This window comes from Desulfococcus multivorans (assembly GCF_001854245.1).
Lineage (GTDB): Bacteria > Desulfobacterota > Desulfobacteria > Desulfobacterales > Desulfococcaceae > Desulfococcus > Desulfococcus multivorans.
The window spans coordinates 554,470-575,136 of record NZ_CP015381.1; the positions used below are offsets into that span (position 1 = coordinate 554,470).

Annotated in this window: 3 protein-coding genes; all 3 read right to left on the reverse strand. The window is 57.1% G+C overall.

The annotated features are described in order from the left end of the window. Positions 1-260: 260 nt before the first annotated feature. The gene (locus dmul_RS02325) at positions 261-3,569 is read right to left on the reverse strand and encodes a Tc toxin subunit A-related protein (RefSeq protein WP_020878801.1); all 3,309 of its coding nucleotides are present in this window, start codon (positions 3,567-3,569) and stop codon (positions 261-263) included. A 17-nt stretch (positions 3,570-3,586) separates the two neighbouring features. Further along, positions 3,587-11,461 (reverse strand): neuraminidase-like domain-containing protein, encoded by a 7,875-nt coding sequence (locus dmul_RS02330; protein ID WP_020878800.1) that lies wholly within the window; start codon positions 11,459-11,461, stop codon positions 3,587-3,589. A 272-nt stretch (positions 11,462-11,733) separates the two neighbouring features. Next, positions 11,734-19,803, reverse strand: a complete 8,070-nt coding sequence (locus dmul_RS02335) for a SpvB/TcaC N-terminal domain-containing protein (RefSeq protein WP_020878799.1) — start codon at positions 19,801-19,803, stop codon at positions 11,734-11,736. Between the last annotated feature and the right edge of the window lie 864 nt (positions 19,804-20,667).

Sequence of the window (20,667 nt, forward strand, 5' to 3'; positions counted from 1 at the left end):
GCAGTCCGGAATATCGCCTTAAAAGGTCATTTTGGGGGGCAATATGGTACGTTTAAGGAGCGGTGAATCGTCAATGCCGGGAACATCCTCACCCATTCATGATTCGCCATTAACCCCTTCAATTTCACCCTTGAAAATGACGGTTTAAGCATCAAATACGGTGAGTTTCGACCATTTTTTATTTAAATATCAGGCAGGTTGTTTGGCCCGACCCCATGGGCACGAAACTGCTTCTATCACACCCCGGCGCCTTCAGTCCATTACGCTGACCCAACGGAGTATTTGATCGCAACGAAAACATTCGCCTCTTTTTTTCGCACGAGGACCGCGCCATCAGGGGCGAGCGAGAGTCCGAACGCTTTCTTGTCCTTGTCATTCAACGCCTCCGTGAGGTCTCCAAAATTGAGATCGGCGGGGGTGTGCGGTTCAAGCTTCCCGCCCTTTATTGCGCACAAAAGAACCGCATCAATAGTGATGTCATTATCTCGGGTAAAGTAGGGGAAGCAGTCCCGCTTCACCTCTGTTTTAAAGTTCTCCGATCCGGTAACAAAATGATGCCACTCGATGGGAAAATCATGCTTCAGACTAAACAGGAGTGCGAGTCGGGAAGAGTCGGCTTCACTCATGATTTTCCTGATGTGCTCTACTGCCTTGTCCCGTATTTGCGCGCCGCCCTGTCGGGCTGTGTACCGGATGTGGAGGATGACGTCCGAGATCGTGTCGTAGTCGAATTGACGGAAGTCTTTTGGTAATTCCAATTTCCAGGCACTTACGGCGCCGGCGCCCTCGAAAGGCAGGAATCTCTCGTCGCGCAGATTGGCCTCGAACAGGCCGCTGTCGTTGTTGCCGCTGCTGGTGACGATCGACTGGACGGTGCCGAAATAATCCACAAAACGATCGTCTTCGCTGCCCTGGCGAGCGTACTCGTCGTCTTTCAGCACCGGTGACTTGCGTAACGAACTCCTGAGCAATGACAAGGTGCAACTGACGCTCGTATAGGGTCCCGTGACCGAAGGGATAGACAGGCTCACGTTCTTGATACGACGCATGTAGTGACCCGGATTGTCGAGATCGAACAACCATTCGGGCACGGTCACCTCGCAGGTTCCGGTGACTTTCAGAGCCGGCAATGCCAGTGGATCGAGCTGACGCAACGATAAGTGCTTGGTCAGCTCGTACTCGCGCTTGTTGTTCTCGTGGTAGGCCATCTCCATCCGCTTGATATCCAGGTATAGCGCCTCGCCGGAGAGCAGCCCCTTGCGCCCGCCGTCCCAGTAGTTGAACTTGATGTGGTCGGTGGCGTCGACCTCGGGGCGCATCAGTTCCAGTTTCATAGTCTGTTCAGCCGTGCGCGCCGTGTCGAAAGCGAAGCGGTAGTACTGGTAGTAAAGACGGGAAAGCTCGCCCTGCATCCAACTGTAGAGTTCCTCATTGGTAAACTTTTCGTGTAGAAACCGATCGATTTCCTCGGAATTTTCGATTTGCTTCCTGACGTTCAGATACTCCTGGTGAGTGATCTGTTCGGCGATGAGCGAGGTAAGAATCTGCCGCCCGATCTGCATCAGTTCGTGTGCGGCGAGGTTGTGTTGCAGCAGCCATTCGTCAGCACGGCGTTCATAGGCCGCGGTTTTGGATGCCATGCCGGCCTGTTCACGCTCCCAGGCTGCGATGAGGCCAGCGATGTCACCTGGAATCTTGGATGCGGCGACAAGCGCTTTTCCTACGGGTATACTAACTTTACCTCCAATACCCCAAAAATGCAGGTCGACGTCTGTCTTCTCCGGGATTGGAGATGATACGAGCCCCGCGGCGATCGCGTTAAAAGTAGAAGCAAGCAAGGCCGAATCTCGAGCTCTCTTCAAATGTTCAAACTCGTCATCTTCATTGATCGTCAGATGCAGCCGGGCTCTGCCTTGATCCGTAAGACTTAGTTGGGGAAACGCTTGAGTTGCAACAGACTTGTCGTACTGGCCCACCAGCGCTGCATAGGCTTCATCGAAGTTCGCCTCGGTCAGTTTCGGCGGATCGTCGGGCTTGGTCGAGCGGTCCAGCACGAGGGTGTCCGGAGCGTTCTGATCTGCCGGGAGGCCGAGTAGCCGCTGGTAAAAGTGGAGTCGTTCCAAAGCCGTCTTCCGGCTCGTGAGCAATGAAGTAGTCGCCTCCTGCGCCTGTTTCCACTGTAAGAATCGCACCTCTTGCTGCATCTGCTGGATCTTGATCTCGTGGCTTTGCCGCAGCAGCGCCAACCGCTCGCCGTCGCCTTTCTCGATTGCCGACAGCAGCGCGGAGCCCAGGCCGCGCACTTCATTGCAAAGCTCGAGCGCCTTCTGGATCAGGAATAGACAGCGCACCGGGCTGACCGGCCGGTTCAGTCCACTGACGATCGAGCCGATATCGATGCCGGCCGCCGCGGCCTTGACCAGCATGCCCGGATCGAGAGGCGGGTCGAAGAGCGCAAGCTGCCGTACCACGCCCTCGATATTTATGCAGTTGCGGATCTTGAACAGCCGGTCCGCCACCGTGTCCCAGTAGCCGAGCAGCTTGTCGTTGCGTGGGATGCAGAAATAAAGCGCGCGCCCGATGCCGAAGAGCGGCGCGGCGGCGTCCGGATCTTTTCCCTGCATCCGCGGCAGGCCATGATTGAGCGGGAACTTGCCCTCCAGATCCACTAACTTGTTTCCCAGCGTGTCCAGACGACCTCCCGATTTGAGCTTCGCGAACGTCATCGGGGGCACCTTCCCGCTTTGCGGTATCTGCTGCGGGCGCGCGCCGAGGATGTTCGCGGCCAGCACGTAGCGCAGGGTGGCCTCGTTGATGGATTCCATCGTATCCTGCCGGAAGAGATGGTCGCCCCACGCGATGAGGTTATCCAGATACTTCATGACGACGCAGTATTGATAAGCCACCTGCCGCGTTCGCGCCACCTTGTGCGGTTGGAACGGGTCGCTCATGATGGCCTCATAACCGCTCTCAATCTCGCTCTTGCACTTTCGCTCCTCGTCGTTACACTCGTTGTCGGGTTTGCTGAGCAGCGCCAGCAGTTGGTCAATCTGCATGCGGCAATTTGTTGGCTTGCGGAAGGCGAGAAACTTCCAGTAGCGCTGCAGCGGCGGCGTTGAGGTGTCATTGCAAGTGGGATCGAAGATGAAATGGAACCAGCGCTGCGCCTCGGCGAAACGCTGATTCTTGCTCAGATGCACCGCAATCGTGAGGGGTATATGGAACAACAGTTCCCAGTTGTAGTTCGCGTAAGGACCGGTGACGCTCACATCGATTTCCTTTAACGGAAAGTCCGTAAACTGCACCAACTGGTCATTCGGCGGCTCATTCAGCGGCGTGTAGTATGATTTAAAGAATTCGCCGAATTTGTCCGCCAACTCTTGATGGAAATTGGGATCGAGCATTCCAGACAATGATTCCTTGTTGAGCTTCTCGATCAGTTCCCCGACGAACGGATGGAAGAAGTTTTCGAAGGTGTAGGTGAATCGGGTATCCTGGCGCTCCGTGAACAATTCCAACCAAATCATGTCCTTGGCCTTGTGGAATTCGCGTATTTTTGAGATGATCATATCTCTGCCTCCCTGATCTATCGTCGTTGGAAAGTGCCACGGTTGCCGGTGGCGCCAATCTCGGTATTGCCAAAAAGCACCGTCCCCCTCGTGCTGAGGGCTTTCGTGATATAGGCATCCTCGCTGACAAAGCGTTTGATCGGGGTGGTATCCAGTACCCCCGGATGCTTCCCGGTGGCGATTGGACCCAGCAGATCCGGAATGATCGGAACTCTCGGCTCAAACACCAGCGGAGGGATGACCAGATCCTGTTTCGGCGGGATTGTTATGGGGAAGTACCCGTTGGGCGTATAAATCGTCACCGGCTCTGCTGTTGTGGTGACATAGAACACGTGGCGACTGTCTTCGTAAAAGAAGGGCGCATTCCATACGTCCTGAAGCATGTGGCGGGGTTGGATGGTGTGATCATGAAGCAGATTCTTCAGCACCTGACGCTCGCGAGGAGGAACGCCGGGCGCGGGAGGCCATTGAATGAAATATGAAACGACCAAGGTATCTTTCACAGTGTTCATGCCGACTGGTTTGGAAGGCATGGTCGGACGTGCAATCCACTGGGGTACCGGCAGACTGTGTGTGTTGTAAAGCACAAACGACGATTGTCCCTGGTTCCAGATGGATATACGCAACGCGTCAGACTCTTCCGAAACCGATAGCACCAGCATCGAGCGATCAAAAGCGGATATCTCGAATAAACCCAGCGTGGCCGGTCGATTGACGTCCGATGTCTTGGTCGGCTGCCACTTGCCGTTGTAATACTCGCTCCAACACAGCACCGCCTTTACGACAACCTTGGTATTTTCCCCGGCTGCCTGGGCGGCAGACTTCCTGGCCTGGCTGGTCGTCTGCTCGGCCAACGGCGTAGCGTCGTCAGTCGACTGTGATTTCTCCCTGTATATAGCAGCGGCAATGTCTGATAACGGTTTGTCCATCACGGTAGAATAAATTTTATCTTCTGAGGTACCGGGATCCATATTCGCCTCCTTCAGGATCCTGACCCAGAACAGAAACAGCCGGCCTTTCCAGACGACCGGTATCACCGGGTTGTCCTCGATATCGAGCTTGATCTGCTCCCATGGTGTCCAGCCGGAGGGTTCGAGGCGGCGGTAGAAGTACTTTCGGTTGGCGCCTGCGGTGCGCGCCACTATATGGGCGACATCATCCTCTCGTTTGGAAGGATCGTTCTCGACGTAGTGGATGCCGCACGGCTCCAGTTTCGCCACCTCTTCGAGTTTGGACAGGTAGTTCAGCAGGGCGACGGCGGCGCGGTCCTCTGTGATGTCGCCTTGCAGCAGCTCACTCATCGTCTCCTTGAAGAACGGCGACTGGTTGTCGCGCAACTCGGGCTCCAGCCAGTTTTCAGGCCAGAGGAAGACCTTGCGGTTCGCTTCCCAGACCCGATAGCGCTTCATCCACTCCCACTGCTTCGCTTGGATCGAAGACGCCGCCACCCGTGGTTCGAGATTCATCAGACAACGCTCAATAAAGAGCTGGATCGAAGACAAAGCATGGCGGATGCGTGAAGTCTGCATGCATGGCGCCATCTGCACGTCCATCAGAAAATATTCGAAGAGCTTGTCGGGCGTATCGATATGGGACGAATCAGGGGCGGCGCGCATCTGGTGCAGGATGTAGGTAACCAGGGCGTCGCGTTGCAGCCCGCGCAATTCATCATTGATGGGTTTCAGCACATTGAGCCAATCGCTCTTCTCATAGCGGGCGCGCAGCGCGGCTTGTAAATCGCCTACTGTGGTGGCGCCCGGCTCGTTGTTGGCAGCTTTGATCAACGCGGAGGCCGGGATGCCTGACTTCTTCACAACCCAATAGGCGGTATATATCCTGCTAAAGGTGTCCAACTGTTTTAATGCACTACGGTCCGCCTTGCCGTCTTTCACTTTTCCAAAGTGAACCAGTAATGCGTCGAGCGAATTTGTCTCCCAGCGCGTGAGGGATAGCAGCAGGAGCTCCGGTTTGGCGGTCGCAGCGGCAAGGCTTGCTATTACCGCATCCGGGTTTCTGAGAACATTAAGAAGACGTTCGTCATCAGGCGAAAGCTCGCTCTTGATACGGGAAAAATCAAGCAGCGCCATAAAGTCCTTAAACAGCGCAGTGGATGTATCCTCGTTCGGGTTTTCAAGGACCGGCAAGCTATTCAACCAGCCCTGATTGTCGATGGCGTAATCGGCGTGCGAGGCGAAGTGCACCAGTTCGCTCGCGGTCAGGTTGAGTGCATCGGCCAGTGATACAGCCTTCAAAAAACGAACATAGGTGACACGCAGGCAGGTGATCAGTGTCTCCGAATAGAGATAGCGCGCCGGGATGATCTCCCTGCCGCGTCCTTTGGTTTCCCAGCCCACTGCGAGCGTGTCCTTCACATTCTCCACCTTGAGCATGATCGGATAAAGCGTTCCGGAGCGTAGTTCGACGGCTTCTTTATTGATGCGTACGTTGCCGCTCTCCTGCAGCTCAATAATCCTGCCTTCGAGGCTCAAGGACACCATCGCATCTGCATCGGTTTCTATATGGAAGTTGTAGAAGCCGTTTTCCGGTGTCTCCAGGTATCCGCTCCAGATCCCTGATATAGGATTGGCGCCATTGGCCGGAAACTTTGCCTTATCGTTCGCAGCGGAGGAATAGTCCAGAATCGCCTCGGCATCCCTGGGGTGGTCCACCTTGCCGGTCGCTGTATCGCGATAGAAAAACTGCGCGGAAAGGCCCGCTGTCTCGATCGCGATCAGATCCATCAAAGCAGGCTTAGTCGCACTATCCGCCGAATGGAAAAGGTATTTAATCTCCGGCTTGTCCTCGATCCTGTTGTCAAGCAATGCACCGGCAAAACCCACATCCGTCCGGGTCGCCGTGCTGATGTTCTGCAATGCCTGCTGACGCTTGCGGCGCCGCTTCAGTTCAGGCAAGAAGGCGTCGAGCAGGACTGAACGTTGCTGTTCCAGAATATCGTTGGCCGTTACATAGGCGTCTTGTTGCGCCTTCATAAATTGCCCATGCCGGGCAAAGAATGCCTGCACGCTGCCTTGGTTAGCACTGAAAAGGTCATTAACAGCCATCTGAAACAGATTCGTCGCTCCGGCAACAGCTTTGAGCCTGTCCCGTGTGGTTGCGGTCAGGACACCCTTGAACGAAAGCTCCCGGCGTGTACTATCATAGGCGATGCGTCCTGGAGCGATATTGATAATCGGCTGTTCCAGCGTCGTCTGACCATGGGTGTAGTTGACACTGCTTTTCAGCTCACGAAAGAAGCTGAAGGCCTCCTGCAGAGGCTGGAGTTCCGGGTAACGCGCAAAGAATGACTCTATGATCTGCTGGTTCGCGTTGTAGAGCTTGTCCACCGCCTGCTCGAAGGCCAGAGGCACCCCCACCTTCAGCGCGTCGCGCATGTCTGTCGTCATGATGCCGGCGAAGGTGAGCTGCTTGCGGAAGTCATCGTAGGCGATGCGCCCAGGCGCGACGTCGAGGATAGACTGTTCGAGCGCAGGCTTGCCGTGGCTGTAGGGCACATCGGTGCTCAACGTGTTGTTCAGCAGGCCAAAGAACAGGTCGGTGGTCGCGTTGTCATACACGAGTGCCATGCGGGCACGGGCAATCTGCCCGTCCGGGTCGTCTACAACGGCAAACTCGCCTTCGATTGCGGCGAAGTCAGCGCGCAGGGCACGAGCGAACCCCAGGACCTCGCTGTCGTCCGGTGCGGACTTTCCACTGATGTCCTGGTTCCAGATGAGATACAGGGCCTGTACGGGCTTCAACGACGCGGCGCGAAGACGGCCCACCAATTCGATGAGGCGCAGGATGGGTGGATTTGGCGCATCCGGCGCTGCGAATGGATCAAGTCCGCTAAATTGCGTCAGCAGCAGGAACTCGCGGACACTGAGCTTGAGATTTCGCGCCAGCCGGCCCCGGCGAAAGATCGCAGTGATGTTTTGTGTCCGCAAATACTGCGTAAGCGTGTCCCTCTCCGTGCCATTGGGCGCATGTCCAAGCAACTGTGTGATCTCCTCGTCGGTAGGTGTGTATCCGAGAGAGGTGTTCGCATCGTTACCGAGGACGGCATTGATCCGTGTGAATTCCTCCTCTGTGAGCTGGAACGCGGCACGCAAAGCCTCCGCATGGGCCATGAGCTTCTGCGCGTTGTCGGTGAGAAAGTTGCCATAGCCGTTGTCGGCGAAGGCTGGATCTTGCTTCAGCAGGGTCGGGCTCAGGAACATCTGCCTGTAAAGGGACGCAGCCCCGTGCGTATCTATCGGCGCGAAGCAGGCCAGCAGGGGCAACAGGTCTTTTTGGGGCTTCAGCTTGAGGGTGTCCAGCACACGCTTGATGACTCCGAGGCGCGGCAGCAGTATCAGGAATCCGGCATCGAGCCGTTGCAGGTTCACGGTATCATCGGCATTGTTTGGCGTCTGGTCTACCGGGTAGAGCGCGGTGATTGCTTTATCGGTCTGCTCGATCGTCCAGCCGAGTTTCTTCCATAGGCGAACGAAGCGGATCAGCCGATAAAACTCGAAAGCCCGAATTGGCTTATCAAGCTTGTCGGGATCGGAATAGCGAAACGCTAGTTTATCGAAGCTGCAAATGTCCTCTGCACCAGAAGGGTTTGCAAGGGTGATGAGGCTCATGACGTTGGCATAGTTCGCATCGTTCCTGACCCACGCCTCGATATTGCCTCCATATTGCGCGGCATCCGGCAAAGGTTTGGGGAGCAAGTCCAACCACGCCTGGCCTGTCAGCGGACTTTCCTTCAACGTTTTCAGGGCGGCAAACGTAACGTTCAGCCGCTCCAGCTTGGGAATCAACGTGGAGTTGGGGTTGATAAAGCGGGTCTTGAGGATCTCTATGATGTCTTCATAGGTGATGCCTGCCCGCCGTGTGAAAGCCTTCGCATTGGACAGATCCGCCAGTACCTCGGCTTCCGAGGCTGCTGGAGCATAACCATAGAGCTCGTGAAGCGTAAGTTTGGCATTGATGGGGGGTTCGAGATCATAGTTCGTCAGGATCTTGTGTTCTGTCCGCGATAGCCGAAGTTCTTCCATCAGGATGTCGCGCCAACCGTACTCGTTCACGTTCGCCCGTTCCAACCTGTCATTCTTTCGCAGGGCCTCCATGACCTCGGGCAGGGAGGCATCGAATCTGTCGAAATAGCGGCGCAGGTTTTCCAGCGGCTGGTGGAACGGCAGCGGCGGCGGAAAGTACGCCGCTGCGAGGATTTCATATGCCTCCACGCCGGCCTCGGTGTCGCCAAACTGGGGACTCGCCAGCAATTCTTCGGGTGCGGCGTCGCCGTCGGTGCTGTGCCCTTCGTATTTTTCAAGCGAGAGCTTGTTAAAGACGAAGTACTCCAATATCTCGTTCACCAGATCGATATACGGCAACGGCGTGTTCGTGTTCTCGCATGTCAATGGTAAATGCTCGATATCCGGACGGCGCGACATAAGGATTTGCAAAGGCGTGATTTCGGTATTTGTCGGATTCCCGGCTTTGTTCCACGCGGTCATGTCCGGGAACGGATAAGGGGCGCCGCCATGCTCGGACTTCCACTTAGCCAGAGTAGTTTTCCATGCTCCCGGATCTGGATCGATGAATTGAAGGAGATTTACAAAGTAAGCCGCCGGGCTGAGAATCGACCGGCAGTGTTCGCAGGCGCAGTAATCCATTTCGCCGAAAAGACTTTCCAGGGCTGGATAAGCGATAACATCACCGGCGTTTGCGGGAACCTTGGGGGCCTGGTCGATAATTTGCGGGGGGCTGTGTACGCCAATTGGGGGCGCAGTCCTGGCGATCAGGTACGATGTCGCGATGTTCAGAACGGCATTGTGTACTTGCTGCGCCTTGGCATAAGTCAGTAAGGCATTCTCCTCACCTCCCACCTCATCCTTGAAAGTCCGGATGAACTCATCCCGGTCGTAAAGGGTCACCGCATACGCAGAATCGATGCCCTTCTTCAGCAATCCCGTCATCGCGCTGTCGGAAGGTGTAATTTGATGCACCCGTTGTACTTGCTTGACTGTTTGAGTGACTTCCTCTGCCACCTGAAGGTTGTTCCGGGAAATATACTGTTCGACCGGTTGCATTCCGATCTCGAACCTGCTGTGATGCTCGCGCAAGAATCTGCCGGCAATGCTGAAGTCAGCAGCAGGTGTCTCGATTCCCTTGATTGTTTCCGCAACGACGGCCGTGGGGAAGCTCAGCCGCACTTGCGCTGCCATCAGTTCGGCATAGTTTGCGCGTTTCTCCGCATCATCCTTGCCGCTTATTTCCGGGGGAAGCGCCCCATTGCCGATTATCTCCTTCCACTTATCGGCATGGTGGAAGCCATGATCCACCAAGTCTAATGGCTGTGTCAATCCACCTCGACCGGCAGTTTCATGCAGCTTCCGGATCAGCGGCGCATTGTTGAACGTCAGATAAGAGAGCTGTCCGTCGAGCCGCAACCGCTTCTCCGCCGCCTTCCCAAGCTTGTCGCGCACTGCCGGCCAGAGTTTGTCCGGTTCGGTGCGGTGTTGGGTGTAGAGGTCAGCGAATTGCTGTTGCCGCTCCAGGTCATCGCCCAGCGAGACCGACAGCATATCCTTCAGGGAGGATACGCCGGCCGGCGCCGGGGTATCCAGGGCGCGCTGCACAGCGAGGCTCTGGAAATGATCGCGCACCTGGGGGATGCTGCCCTCCAGCGAGGCGGGGATCACGCCCTGCGCGATGGCCTGCTTCCAAACGGCCTCCGCGGTGCCGGCATCTGCTTGGTAGAGCGCATCCTCGTTAGCCGGCAATCCAGCGCGGAAGAGCGCGTAGAAGAAGGCCGGTTCGATCGTGGGGTGGCCACTCTCATCCATGGTCCTATCGCTGAACTGGTCTGCAAGAGCGGCGAGCGCCACTGCGCGCGCGTCCCAGCCGGTCTTGTTCGCGAGATACGTAATGTCCGGCCGGTCGTCCGTTTCCTGAAGGTCTCCCAGGCTACGGCGGCAGTGAGAAGTGAGCGCGTCGACCAGGGTTTCGTGCTCCGAGGGGAGCGCGGAATCCGCTTCCGTCGTCAGGAGAATGCTCAGCGTCTCGCGATTCGAGGCGTTATAGCGAACTTCCGAAGCACCGAGAAACGTTGCCCCGGAGAACACCCGCGCCTGCAAATCGGGTCGCTGCTTGCAGCGGTCCTTCAGGCCGGTGATGGGGAACGTCACCTGATAATCACCTCGCTCGTCGGTCACTGTTTCTTTAAGATGCACATCCTCCCCGACATTCTTATCCACGATTACGACCCGCAGTCCGCTCACACCGACCCGTGACCGGCTGATCACCGTACCGTCGACTGTGAAAACTTCGCCTGCCGGCTGATCACCCAACCGCAAATCGATCCGAACCCGTTGCCCGGGATCGTGCAGCGGCTGCGATTCGGCCAGGGTTGCGCCGGCGGCGTCGTAAACCTGGACGACCAGATCGATGACGTCTTTAACCTTCAGCACGCCTTCGCCTGGGCGGACATAGAGCGATGGATCGTAAAAGATGCGGTAAGCGCCGTCTGCGTTGGTGTTCGCCTTGCCGAGATAAGCACCGCCGATATTGTCTCTGTCGAAGGCGAAAAGCAGATTGCCTGCAACTGCGCTGCCATCCCGATCAGCAACCCGGCCCTCCACGAGGCGGAACACCCCCATCTCGAAGAGTCGGTGGTTGATGAGGTCGGCGGTTTGTTCATCCACAACACCGAACTGCCGGGTGCTGATACCGAACTGGCATTGCAGCCGATCTACAGCTTCGAAGGTTCCATCTCCGTACCGCTGCTCGGCGCGTTCATCCTCCGTGACCGGACCGAGGAATTCGAGCCTCTCGAGGGCCATATGGAGGTTGGCGACGTCAGCGCCCTGCTGCCCTGAAGATAATATTGGATGGATTGCTTGCATCGGTTTATATCCTCTATGCTTATGCTTGATGGTCAGTAAAAAATTATCAAGTGTCATTTGCCTGACTGAGTCTGACGCAGAAATCGCATGGATGGTAAGAGTTCGACTCGCTATCGGGATTAACTTGTATTTTGATTTTCTTCCTTGAAGATCACTCAACCTTGCTTATAGGTTCAGGGTAGTCTCTCAATTCTTCTTAGACTTTCTTATTGTCTTATGGGCCCCCATTAGCCTATTTTTTATGCCTCACTCCCCGGTTTGATCAGATCGTATCACCGACGCACTGTGGTCGTTCTAACGCGCGGTAAAGTAAACAATTGTATTTGTCTCTGCCCATAAGGTTTTAATCGTCCACCTTGCGCCGAATATGTGGAGGAAGGCACGACAAATTGTGAATACGGAGACCTGGCATGGCGTATTCGCTCTTGAGGCAACAAATTAAAGCCTTTGATGCCTCCCGGGATACCTTCGTAATAATGGACAATGAGGGGCGGATTATGATCTAACGACAAGCCATATCTGCTCAATCGACTTGAGTAAGGGCTGTAGTGAACCTTTCTACTGTAGGCTTCCATTGGAAACAGCAGCATTTGATAAGGCTCCGCACCCTGGGGCAGCGGATACAATTGTCTCTGGGAAAACAAATTCTGTTGCTGCGGTACGGTTTCTGTCGAGGGTGGTGGTTGATTTGCCGGAGTGCTGGGCTCCGCCGCTCCCAACAGCAGAGTGGGCATAAAGAGGCTCTCTAAAGCTTTATCAATAAGGGTCTGAATGAGCCTGACATCTTCGCGGGACTCGAATTCTTGCCGCGATTGCTCATAACGTCGCTCTGCCTCCAGCGCTTGCTCGTCTGCACCATTCTCTGGATCGCTGAAGGCATAGACCTTGACGTCACTTGGCAGGCTAGGGCTTGCTGAATAGACGGTATCCCAAACCGAACGGTGAACTAAGGTGGATTTTCCGTCACGCTCTACCCTGTAATAATTGGGGTCTGCATCTTTCGGGCCTTCAAGGCTCGTCACTTTATCCTGATCTTGCTGCGCAAACGAGAATAGGTCTTTGGCATCTGAGACGTCTTTCTCCTTCTCGGTCATTTTCTCGCCATGCTCAAATATGGGCACATTATTCTCATCGTAACCCCGGAAGCCCGACACCTTCCAGCCCTGTTTGGCGGCCGCATTGATAATTGCCTCTTCCGACATGGGGCCGGTTACCCCCTTAATCGGAATCTTAGTCTGGCGTCCATCCTCGTCGAAACAACAAACAGGGTTATCCAGCATGGCTTGATACAGATTTAAACTGTCGAACAACTCGGATGGATCACAGTTCGCCCACCTCCCCAACCAGGGCGCGTAATACCTTGCGCCGTGATATGAGAATCCAGTCTCTTCATCTCGCTCTTTGCCTGTATACCGATACCGCTTCGGTGTCTCGGTCTGGCTGTGCGCGGCTTCATAAGAACTGGTTCCATAGGGGTGATACTCCTCATAAGAAATCACCTGCGCCTGATCATCCAGTTCCAAGGCCGCCGAGCCAAGGTGGTTGCCGAGTTGGTAACGTACGAGTTGCCGGGGTTCTGGGTAGACACCCAAAGGAAGCGTGCGCATCTCGACCAAGGCAATGCGCTGTTTATCATCCATCGCATGCAGCGTTTCCCGCTCCAGGGTGACCGTGTTACCGGCACCGTTATATTTGCGGTATACCTCGAAGCCGCCGAGATAAAGGCGCTCGTCCTTCGGTTTGCCGTTCTGCGTCTCGGTCATCTTGCGCACCCGTTGGCCGGCCGCGTCATAGACGTAATAAGTCTTCTCCCCCGTGCCGCCATTAACGACCTGCCGCTGAGTGGCGCGGAGTTGATCCTTGAAGTCCCACTCCATCGCCGGCAAATGCGGCATGGAAATCATGTTGCCGTGGGAATCGTAGGTGTACTTGGCGCCATAGGCCGGCGTGTCCGCGTAAAACGGCTGCTTGCCGGCCTCGCCCGGCGACCGTGTGGCAATCAATCGGTTGCTGTCGAGCGCGTATTGATACCAGCGGACCCAGCGTTCCGCTCCGCCGCCGGTGTGGCGCAACCCCAGGATGTTGCCCACGGGATCGTATTCGTAGGCCTCGATGTAACGCTGCAGGGCTTCCGGGCTATTGGGGAACGGGATGCCGACGACGGGTTCGAAACGTCGATGATCGCGCTGCATGCTGTTTTGCACGGCGTGTTCCCGGCCCTCGGCGCGGATCAAACGGTACAGGGCATCGTATTCATAGGTGTTGCTCGGCGCTACGAGGACGTTGTCGAAGAACACCGTCTGCTGGGCGGCGTCGTGGATGTCGGTGATGTTGCCGACCGGGTCGTAGGTGTAGGACAGGTCCTGCAGGGTGCGTTTATCGGCTTCGGAATGTTTGGGTCGTGTGGTGAGCAGACGGATCAGGCGAAATGTCTCCGTGTCATAGGTGTACTCCGTAATGATGGGGTGGTTCGCCTCGTTGTATTCGATGCGCGTGCGCTGGCCCTTGGCGTTGTAGTCGATGTTGGTGACGGCCTTCAGGTTTGCGGTCTCTGGATCCAGCAAGGCCCCGGGTTCGGCGTTTTGCTCCAGCCAGACATCCACCGCTTCCAGCAGGTTGGCCGCGTTGTAGCCGGGGCGGATGACGTTGAGCTTGGTGCCGGACTGGTTGCTGTGCGGGGCGACGATCTGGATCGGGCGGTTGAGGGCATCGTAGCGGGTGCTGCTGGTGAATATCTCGGGGTCCAGCGCCGGATTCCCCGACCAGTCGAGCGTGCCCTTGTAATTTTTGACCAGTTGGCGCGTGCCGCGCAGCAGGTTGCCCTTGAAATCGAAGGCTTCATCCATGCCGGTGACCAGGTTGGGTCCCATGCTGACGACCACACCCGCGGTGTCGTAATGTCGATACGGCTTGCCGCGCAGATTCAACTGCTTCTTCTGATCATCGGTCAAGCCGTTTTCGGATGTATCCCCGTAGATCACTTTCTCGAACTGGATGATCCGGTCCGGGTCAAGTGGATCGGCGCCCTTGACGAAGGACCCCACCGGGCGGTGGAGCTCGTCGTAATCGGTGCGGAAGGTGTGACCGCGATTGTCCCAGGCCAGCATTGGCTTGCCGGCGGCGTCGTTCAGCATCCAGCGGTCTCCGGCATCCATGCTGTGCTGGAAAAGGAGATTTCCGGCAATGTCGTAGCAGGGGACACTCCCGGCCGGTATGTTCTCCGCTTTGGACGGGTCGGGTTCGTCGGCCGCTCGGGTCGGTTTGGTGGGCGTGATGTACTGCATCACCAGATTCTTGCGGGCATCGCGGATCCACAGCGGCTTGCCCTCCGCATCGAGCCTGGTGAAGGTGAGAAATTTTTCATCCTTCAGCGCACCGGTCGCGTCTTTCACACGATTGTGGGCGATGGAAATGACCTCGCGGCCAAGGCTGTCGAGGATGGTGAGCGCGGGGGTGTCGCGGTGTTGCGCTGCGAGCCAGGCGGCCCGCTGATCCGGCGTCACCGAGAGTTCGCCGGTTATTGGGTTGCGCGGCAGGGGCTGGTCAGGATCGGGTGGGTTGCGGTCTGTGTACCACTTGCTTTCGATTACGGTATCGTTCTGGTCGACCGTTCGGACATGCCAGGGAGAGAACTCGACCCGGCTGAAGCTGCCATCGGGCATTTCGGTTCTCACCGTGCGGCCGACGGCATCGTAGTAGATGACCGGCGTGACGCCCTCCTCTCGGGGTTCTTCGAATCGATGTCCGGACGAACTGAAATAGGGCTCGTACTGCTTGACCGGCTTGCCCTTGTTGTTGAGTATGGTCTTGCCGTTGGCGATCCAGCGCATGGGTTGCCCGACTTTATCGGGTTCGGCCTGGATTTTTTTCACCACTATGCTTCCCATGCCGTCGGAGTATTCGAAGGCGACTTGCAGAGGGCTTTGGGCACCCGGCGCAAGCCGGCTGACGTGTTGTTCGCGTAGTATGCCGCAGGCGCAGGCGGGATGCGTACCCCAGGTAATTTTGCCGTCTTTGATAGTCTCGCCGAAGTAGTAAACGTGGCGGGCAGTGGCGTTGCCGAGCCAGTCTCGTGCTTGATCTTCGTCATAAGGCTTCTTGTCGACAAAGAATGCCGTGAGCTTGGCCGGATCCGGATTGGTTAGCTCGTCGTTCAGTCCCGTCAGGTTGTCACCATCATTCCCTTTGCCCTTTACCGCCATGGCCGTGGGCAGGCCCAACACATCGAAAAACACTTCCGAGAGATTGCCGTTGATATCCTTCATCTCGCGCGGCGCCAGGACGCGAAAGTCAAAATCGATGACCTCGGTCTTGTTGCCCATCGGATCTGTGCTCGACTTCACGAACAGGTCGCGCGCGTCGTATTCCAGTGTGGTGACGTTGCCAAAAGGGTCTTCGTAGCGCTCGGGAAGGTAGAAATGCTGCGCCGCATCCGGCGCAAAGCCGGCAATGCCGGAGCGGATCCAGTACTGGCCGACAAGCTCGGTCGGCGGTATGGGCGCAAAACGCTTGTCAAGGTCTGCACCGCTGAGATAGCCGCCGATATGTGCATCGTTCAGTAATTGCCGAGGGGAAAGCGCGCCTCTGACGGGTTTGTCGAGTTTGTTTCCTGCGGAATCCGTGAAAACGGCGTTGAGTAAGTCCGTAGTCAGCGCCAGGGTGTAGGTTTCATAGGCCAGGCCCAAACGGCCCAAACGGCCGAAAGGAAGGAAGGCTTTGAGAGCTGCGGGATCAGCGGGGTCATCCTTGAAAAACAGCATCCGCACGTGCTCGACCAGGCGCTTCTGTGCCCCGCCGGTCGCCAACTGGTGGTAAAGCAACGCTTCGACCTGTTCTATCCCCGGGGCCATGGGTTGGTAGACATCGCTCAATCTGAAGTGCCGAAGTTCATCAAGGGTGAAGTAACGGTTGTCGCGGGGGGCCCCAGTTGTCCCGTCACGCTCATCCTCCGGGTTGACGCCTGTCACTTCATAGGCCAACACTTCGCACGGCACGCGCAATCGGTAGTTATCAGGGTCGAGGGGGCCATCGACATCATTGGTATACCGTGTCTCAGTATAGGCCAGATGGCGTTCCTGCTGGGCGTTTCGGATGAGAGTAATTTCGTCAGCCTTGAGCGTATTGTCCTCGAACTCTCCTATGCGCGGATAAACCACGGCTGCCGACTGCAGGACATTGCCGTACTCGTCGAACTTCAGGTTCAGCGTGTGGGCAATGCGCGGGTCCGGACGCGGAGTGCCCTGCTTGAGATCCAGCTCATAGTGGTAGGTGATGGCCTCGCTTTCGGCGACCAGAAACACTGCATGCGGGTTGAGTGCTTTCGGCTGCAGACGGCGGATATGGCAATTGTGATAGGCAGTGGAGAATAACTTCACCGGGCGGTGTTCGTCCAGTTCCAGGGCGTCCACGTCCAGTTCGTACACCTCCCGGCGCAGCATCATGCCCTTGCAGGCGCGCAAGGCCTCTCGCCACTCATCGGCTGTCAGGTCCTCAGTCGCGAGGTCCGGCTCGGGTAGATCTATTTCTGCGGAGCTCTTGAAGTATTCTCCCCGGTACTGGGACAGGATATGTTCACGGTCTGAAAACGCCCCGGTATGGAACCAGGTGATGGTCTTGACCGGCGGTTGGTGGAGGGTCTTGTCCGGGGTGATGTACGGGCTGTCAATATTGCCCTGTTCGAACTTGCCGTAGGACTCCACATCCACCTGCTCGACGCGACCAAACCCGCGGAACTCGCGCTCAATACCGTCGAAATAGCCGTGGTGATAGGCGTAGGTGCTGGAGAAACGGGTCTTCCGCCATCTGTCCGTGACGGTAACTCTCTCGACGCAGTGCACCGGGAACGGCAGTCGCGTGATCCAGGGTTTGCCGTCGCGCTTGTCCTGCAGGTAGAACTTGGTCGAGGGGGCGTACTGGATGTGTGTTTCCGCGCCCAGATTGTTCACGACCTTGGTGAGCAGATGCGGCTTTGCGCCGCCCATCAGATTGACGTAGCGCATCGGCTGCCGCGCGTCGCCGGGCAGGGGCGATGACCAGACCAGGCAGGCGGTGCCGTTGCCGAGAAGGTCGATCGGCACGATGCCCACCAGGTCGTCGATGCGCGGGAACACCTTCAGCACTTGAGGTTGGCTCCAGCCGTTGCCCGACTGGTTGAAGTACAGGCGCACGCCGTCGGGGTGCAGGTAGATGATGTCGGTGGTTCCGGAGCCGTCGATGTCGGCCAGGCGGATGCGCTTGTGGTCGAACTGGTCGGGGTGGTCGAAACAGGCCGAATGACCGGTCTCGTCTTCGAAAGTCATCGTAACCCTGGCGCCGAAGCGGCAGTAACCGAGGTTGGGCCAGTAGCAGATCTCGCTGTTGCGGATGCGCACCAGGTCGGTGAGGCCGTCGCCGCTCATGTCGGCGAGAAAGATGGATTGCGTGCCGTCGGCGAAGACGATGCGTGGGCCTTTCTCCTCGTCGAGCGCCTGCGCGACTCGCCGGGCCGGGCCGAAGCCGTCTTCGGCCAGTGAGGCATGCCAGACAAAGGCGTCGTCTTCGGTGAGGATAATGTCGGCGTGGCCGTCACCGTCCAGATCGACGAATTTGAGGTTCGAATCTCGCGTGTCGAGGTTCAGGCGTGAGGTGAACGGGCGGAAGGGCTGCCAGCCTTCGGCTTCGTCGTGTTCGTAAAGGCCGGGTGTGGGGCCCTCCATGACGACGACGTCCGGTTGCCCATCGCCGGCCAGGTCCATGAAATCCGTCCCGCTGCTCAGGGTGACATTGGGCTTGAGGTCGACCGTTTCGAGGGGGGCGAAATTCGCCCTGATGAATTCCCCGCCCTCAGGCATCTTCTCCGGGATCGGGCTGAGGTTGCGCTTGTAGAACCACGCGCCTGCCTGCTCGGTGAGGATGCCGGGGATGCCCTCGCCATGCAGGTCAACCCATCGAAACGCGGCGCCGTCCAGCCCAACGGGCAGATGCTCAATACTCGGCGAATCCACGACTTCCACCACATCCTGTACGACGGGTCGGGTATATTCAAACTCCACAGGCGGCAGGCTGCGGCGTATGTAGGAGTCGTTTTCCCGCTTCCACCCCGTCTGCACTATCTGCTTCAGGAAGCTGTAGACGGGCTGGGTAGCGATGCCGGGGTCGAGTTCGTCGTCATAGATGAACCCGGTGCTGCGCACCACGCCCTTATAACCGGATTGCGCCTCTTGTTCCCGGCCTCCGGGCTGATCCGGGATGTGGTGCAACATCAGCACCCGCTCACAACGGCGGCAGGTGCGTACCTCGAAGCCCGATCGGTAGCTGGAAAAGGCATCGGGGCGATAGAACCAGGGCTTTTCCGGTTGCCCCGTGGGGTTGACCTCGTCCAGTTCTCCATAATCGAAGCGGACCTCGAAGAGCCATTCGTCGGCAGTATCGGCGGGTGGCTCGGACAGATCACTCAAGTGCCGGGGACGCAGCCCCTGGGCATCCAGCAAAGGCTTGCGGTTGCCGTACAGCACACGCTTCAGGTAACGCTGGGCGGTGCGGCGCCGGTCGGAGGCCAGGCCGCGGTTAAACTGGTGGGTCTGCTTGAAGGGATCGGCCTGGCCCGGTCGGGGTTGGTAGGCGCCGTCCTCCTCTTTATAGAGATAGCGGATGCCGTTGCCCTTGTCATCGCGCGATTCGCAGATCAGCCATGAAAAGACGCGGCCGGCATCGAGTGGGTCGGCAATGCGCGAATTCGCGTCATGACCGTAGAGCGTGAGGATGTTGTCGTTTGAGATCGAACGCCAATGGACGTCGCCGGGCGAATTGATCTTGCTCCACCGCTCGATGCGGGCGAAGAGTCCTTCGATGCGCGGCCGGTAACGTCGAACACGGTAACCGTCGAATTCGTCTTCGTGAACGACCAGGCGCCCGGATGGATCCCGCACCCAGAATCCATCCGCGTCTCGCTGAAAACCTGGATAGCCGGGAACCCAGGTGCCGTCGGGATCCTGCCGGTACACGGGCACCAGGTCCTCGGCGCCGGAGAGAATGAAGACGTCCGAGTCTTCCGCGTCCTGGTATCGGGGCAAGCCCTTGTCCGTCTTGCGGGTGACGGCAGGCAGCGGCAGGCGCCAACCAAAGCCGAATGGGCCATTTCCCGCCCCGGAGTCGTATGAGAGCGAGAGCTGGGGCCCGAATCCGGATCGTCCCGGGCTTGCAGCGATCGGCACCGACATCGATCCGGTTCCCGTAACAGGATTGGCGGCAAACTTCTCGCCCATGCCGCGAATGGCCCCACCGCCTTTGGGCAGAGAGATTGTGGGCACACCATGCTTCCGCTCGCCGTCGCTCCCAGCTGTTGCTGTCTCCGCCTGAGTCATGGGTCACCTCATGTCATTCAAACAGCCCGCCATGCAGTGCATACGCCGGATACGCTCCGCCGAAGTTTGATGATGAAGTCAATTTCGACTGACAATCTTCGGGGGGAATCCGTACCACCTTGTCTCAATATCGAATCTGATTTTGAGGAAAAACAATCTCTTCTCAAATGAGCAAATAAATGATCAGTTGAGATGGTGTCGTGTTTGATTCACATAAATCGCTGTTGCTCAAACAGGTTGGAGATTCCGCAGGCGAGTCGGAACAGGAAATACAGAATGTAATGGAGGCGAGGGATGAGTTGGAAAGCCCTATTAAAATCTGTCTGACCAAACTAATTATGCATGAAGCTTTCAAAGTCAATATGAGGGCAGCTCTATATTTTTGCATCAAAATGATACGATCAAGCTGATGATTGTTTCGGCAGACACGGCCCTTTACCTGGGCGTCGAAATTGTTCGGAGCGGTGAATCGTTTGCAATCCCCGATCTTCAAATCGGTATGTCTCTGGTTGCTTTGGGCTTGATGAGCCAAACTGTCGGATGGCTGATCATAACGCACTCCCTGCCCTGCATACCGGCTGGCATTGCCGGGTTGATGATATTGCTTCAGCCCTCCCTGGCCTTCGTTTGGGACGTGATCTTTTTGACCGCCAGACCTCGACCATGGCGTGGAGCGGAGTGGTCCTGGCCCTGTCGGCTATATATATGGGGGCCGCCACTGATCAAAAGGGGCCTCAGCCGGTAAGGTGTGAACGCCAGTATGAGTCTTGATCAATGGTTTGCGGCTATCGTTTCAATCTACCATTGCGGGGACTTTGTTCGGATGTGGACAGGGGCGGGCGGATATGGGGATGAAGACCGGCC

Excerpts from the sequence above, each read along its gene's own strand:
- dmul_RS02325 (WP_020878801.1), bottom strand. The coding sequence starts at position 3,569 with ATGATCATCTCAAAAATACGCGAATTCCACAAGGCCAAGGACATGATT.
- dmul_RS02330 (WP_020878800.1), bottom strand. The coding sequence starts at position 11,461 with ATGCAAGCAATCCATCCAATATTATCTTCAGGGCAGCAGGGCGCTGAC.
- dmul_RS02335 (WP_020878799.1), bottom strand. The coding sequence starts at position 19,803 with ATGACTCAGGCGGAGACAGCAACAGCTGGGAGCGACGGCGAGCGGAAG.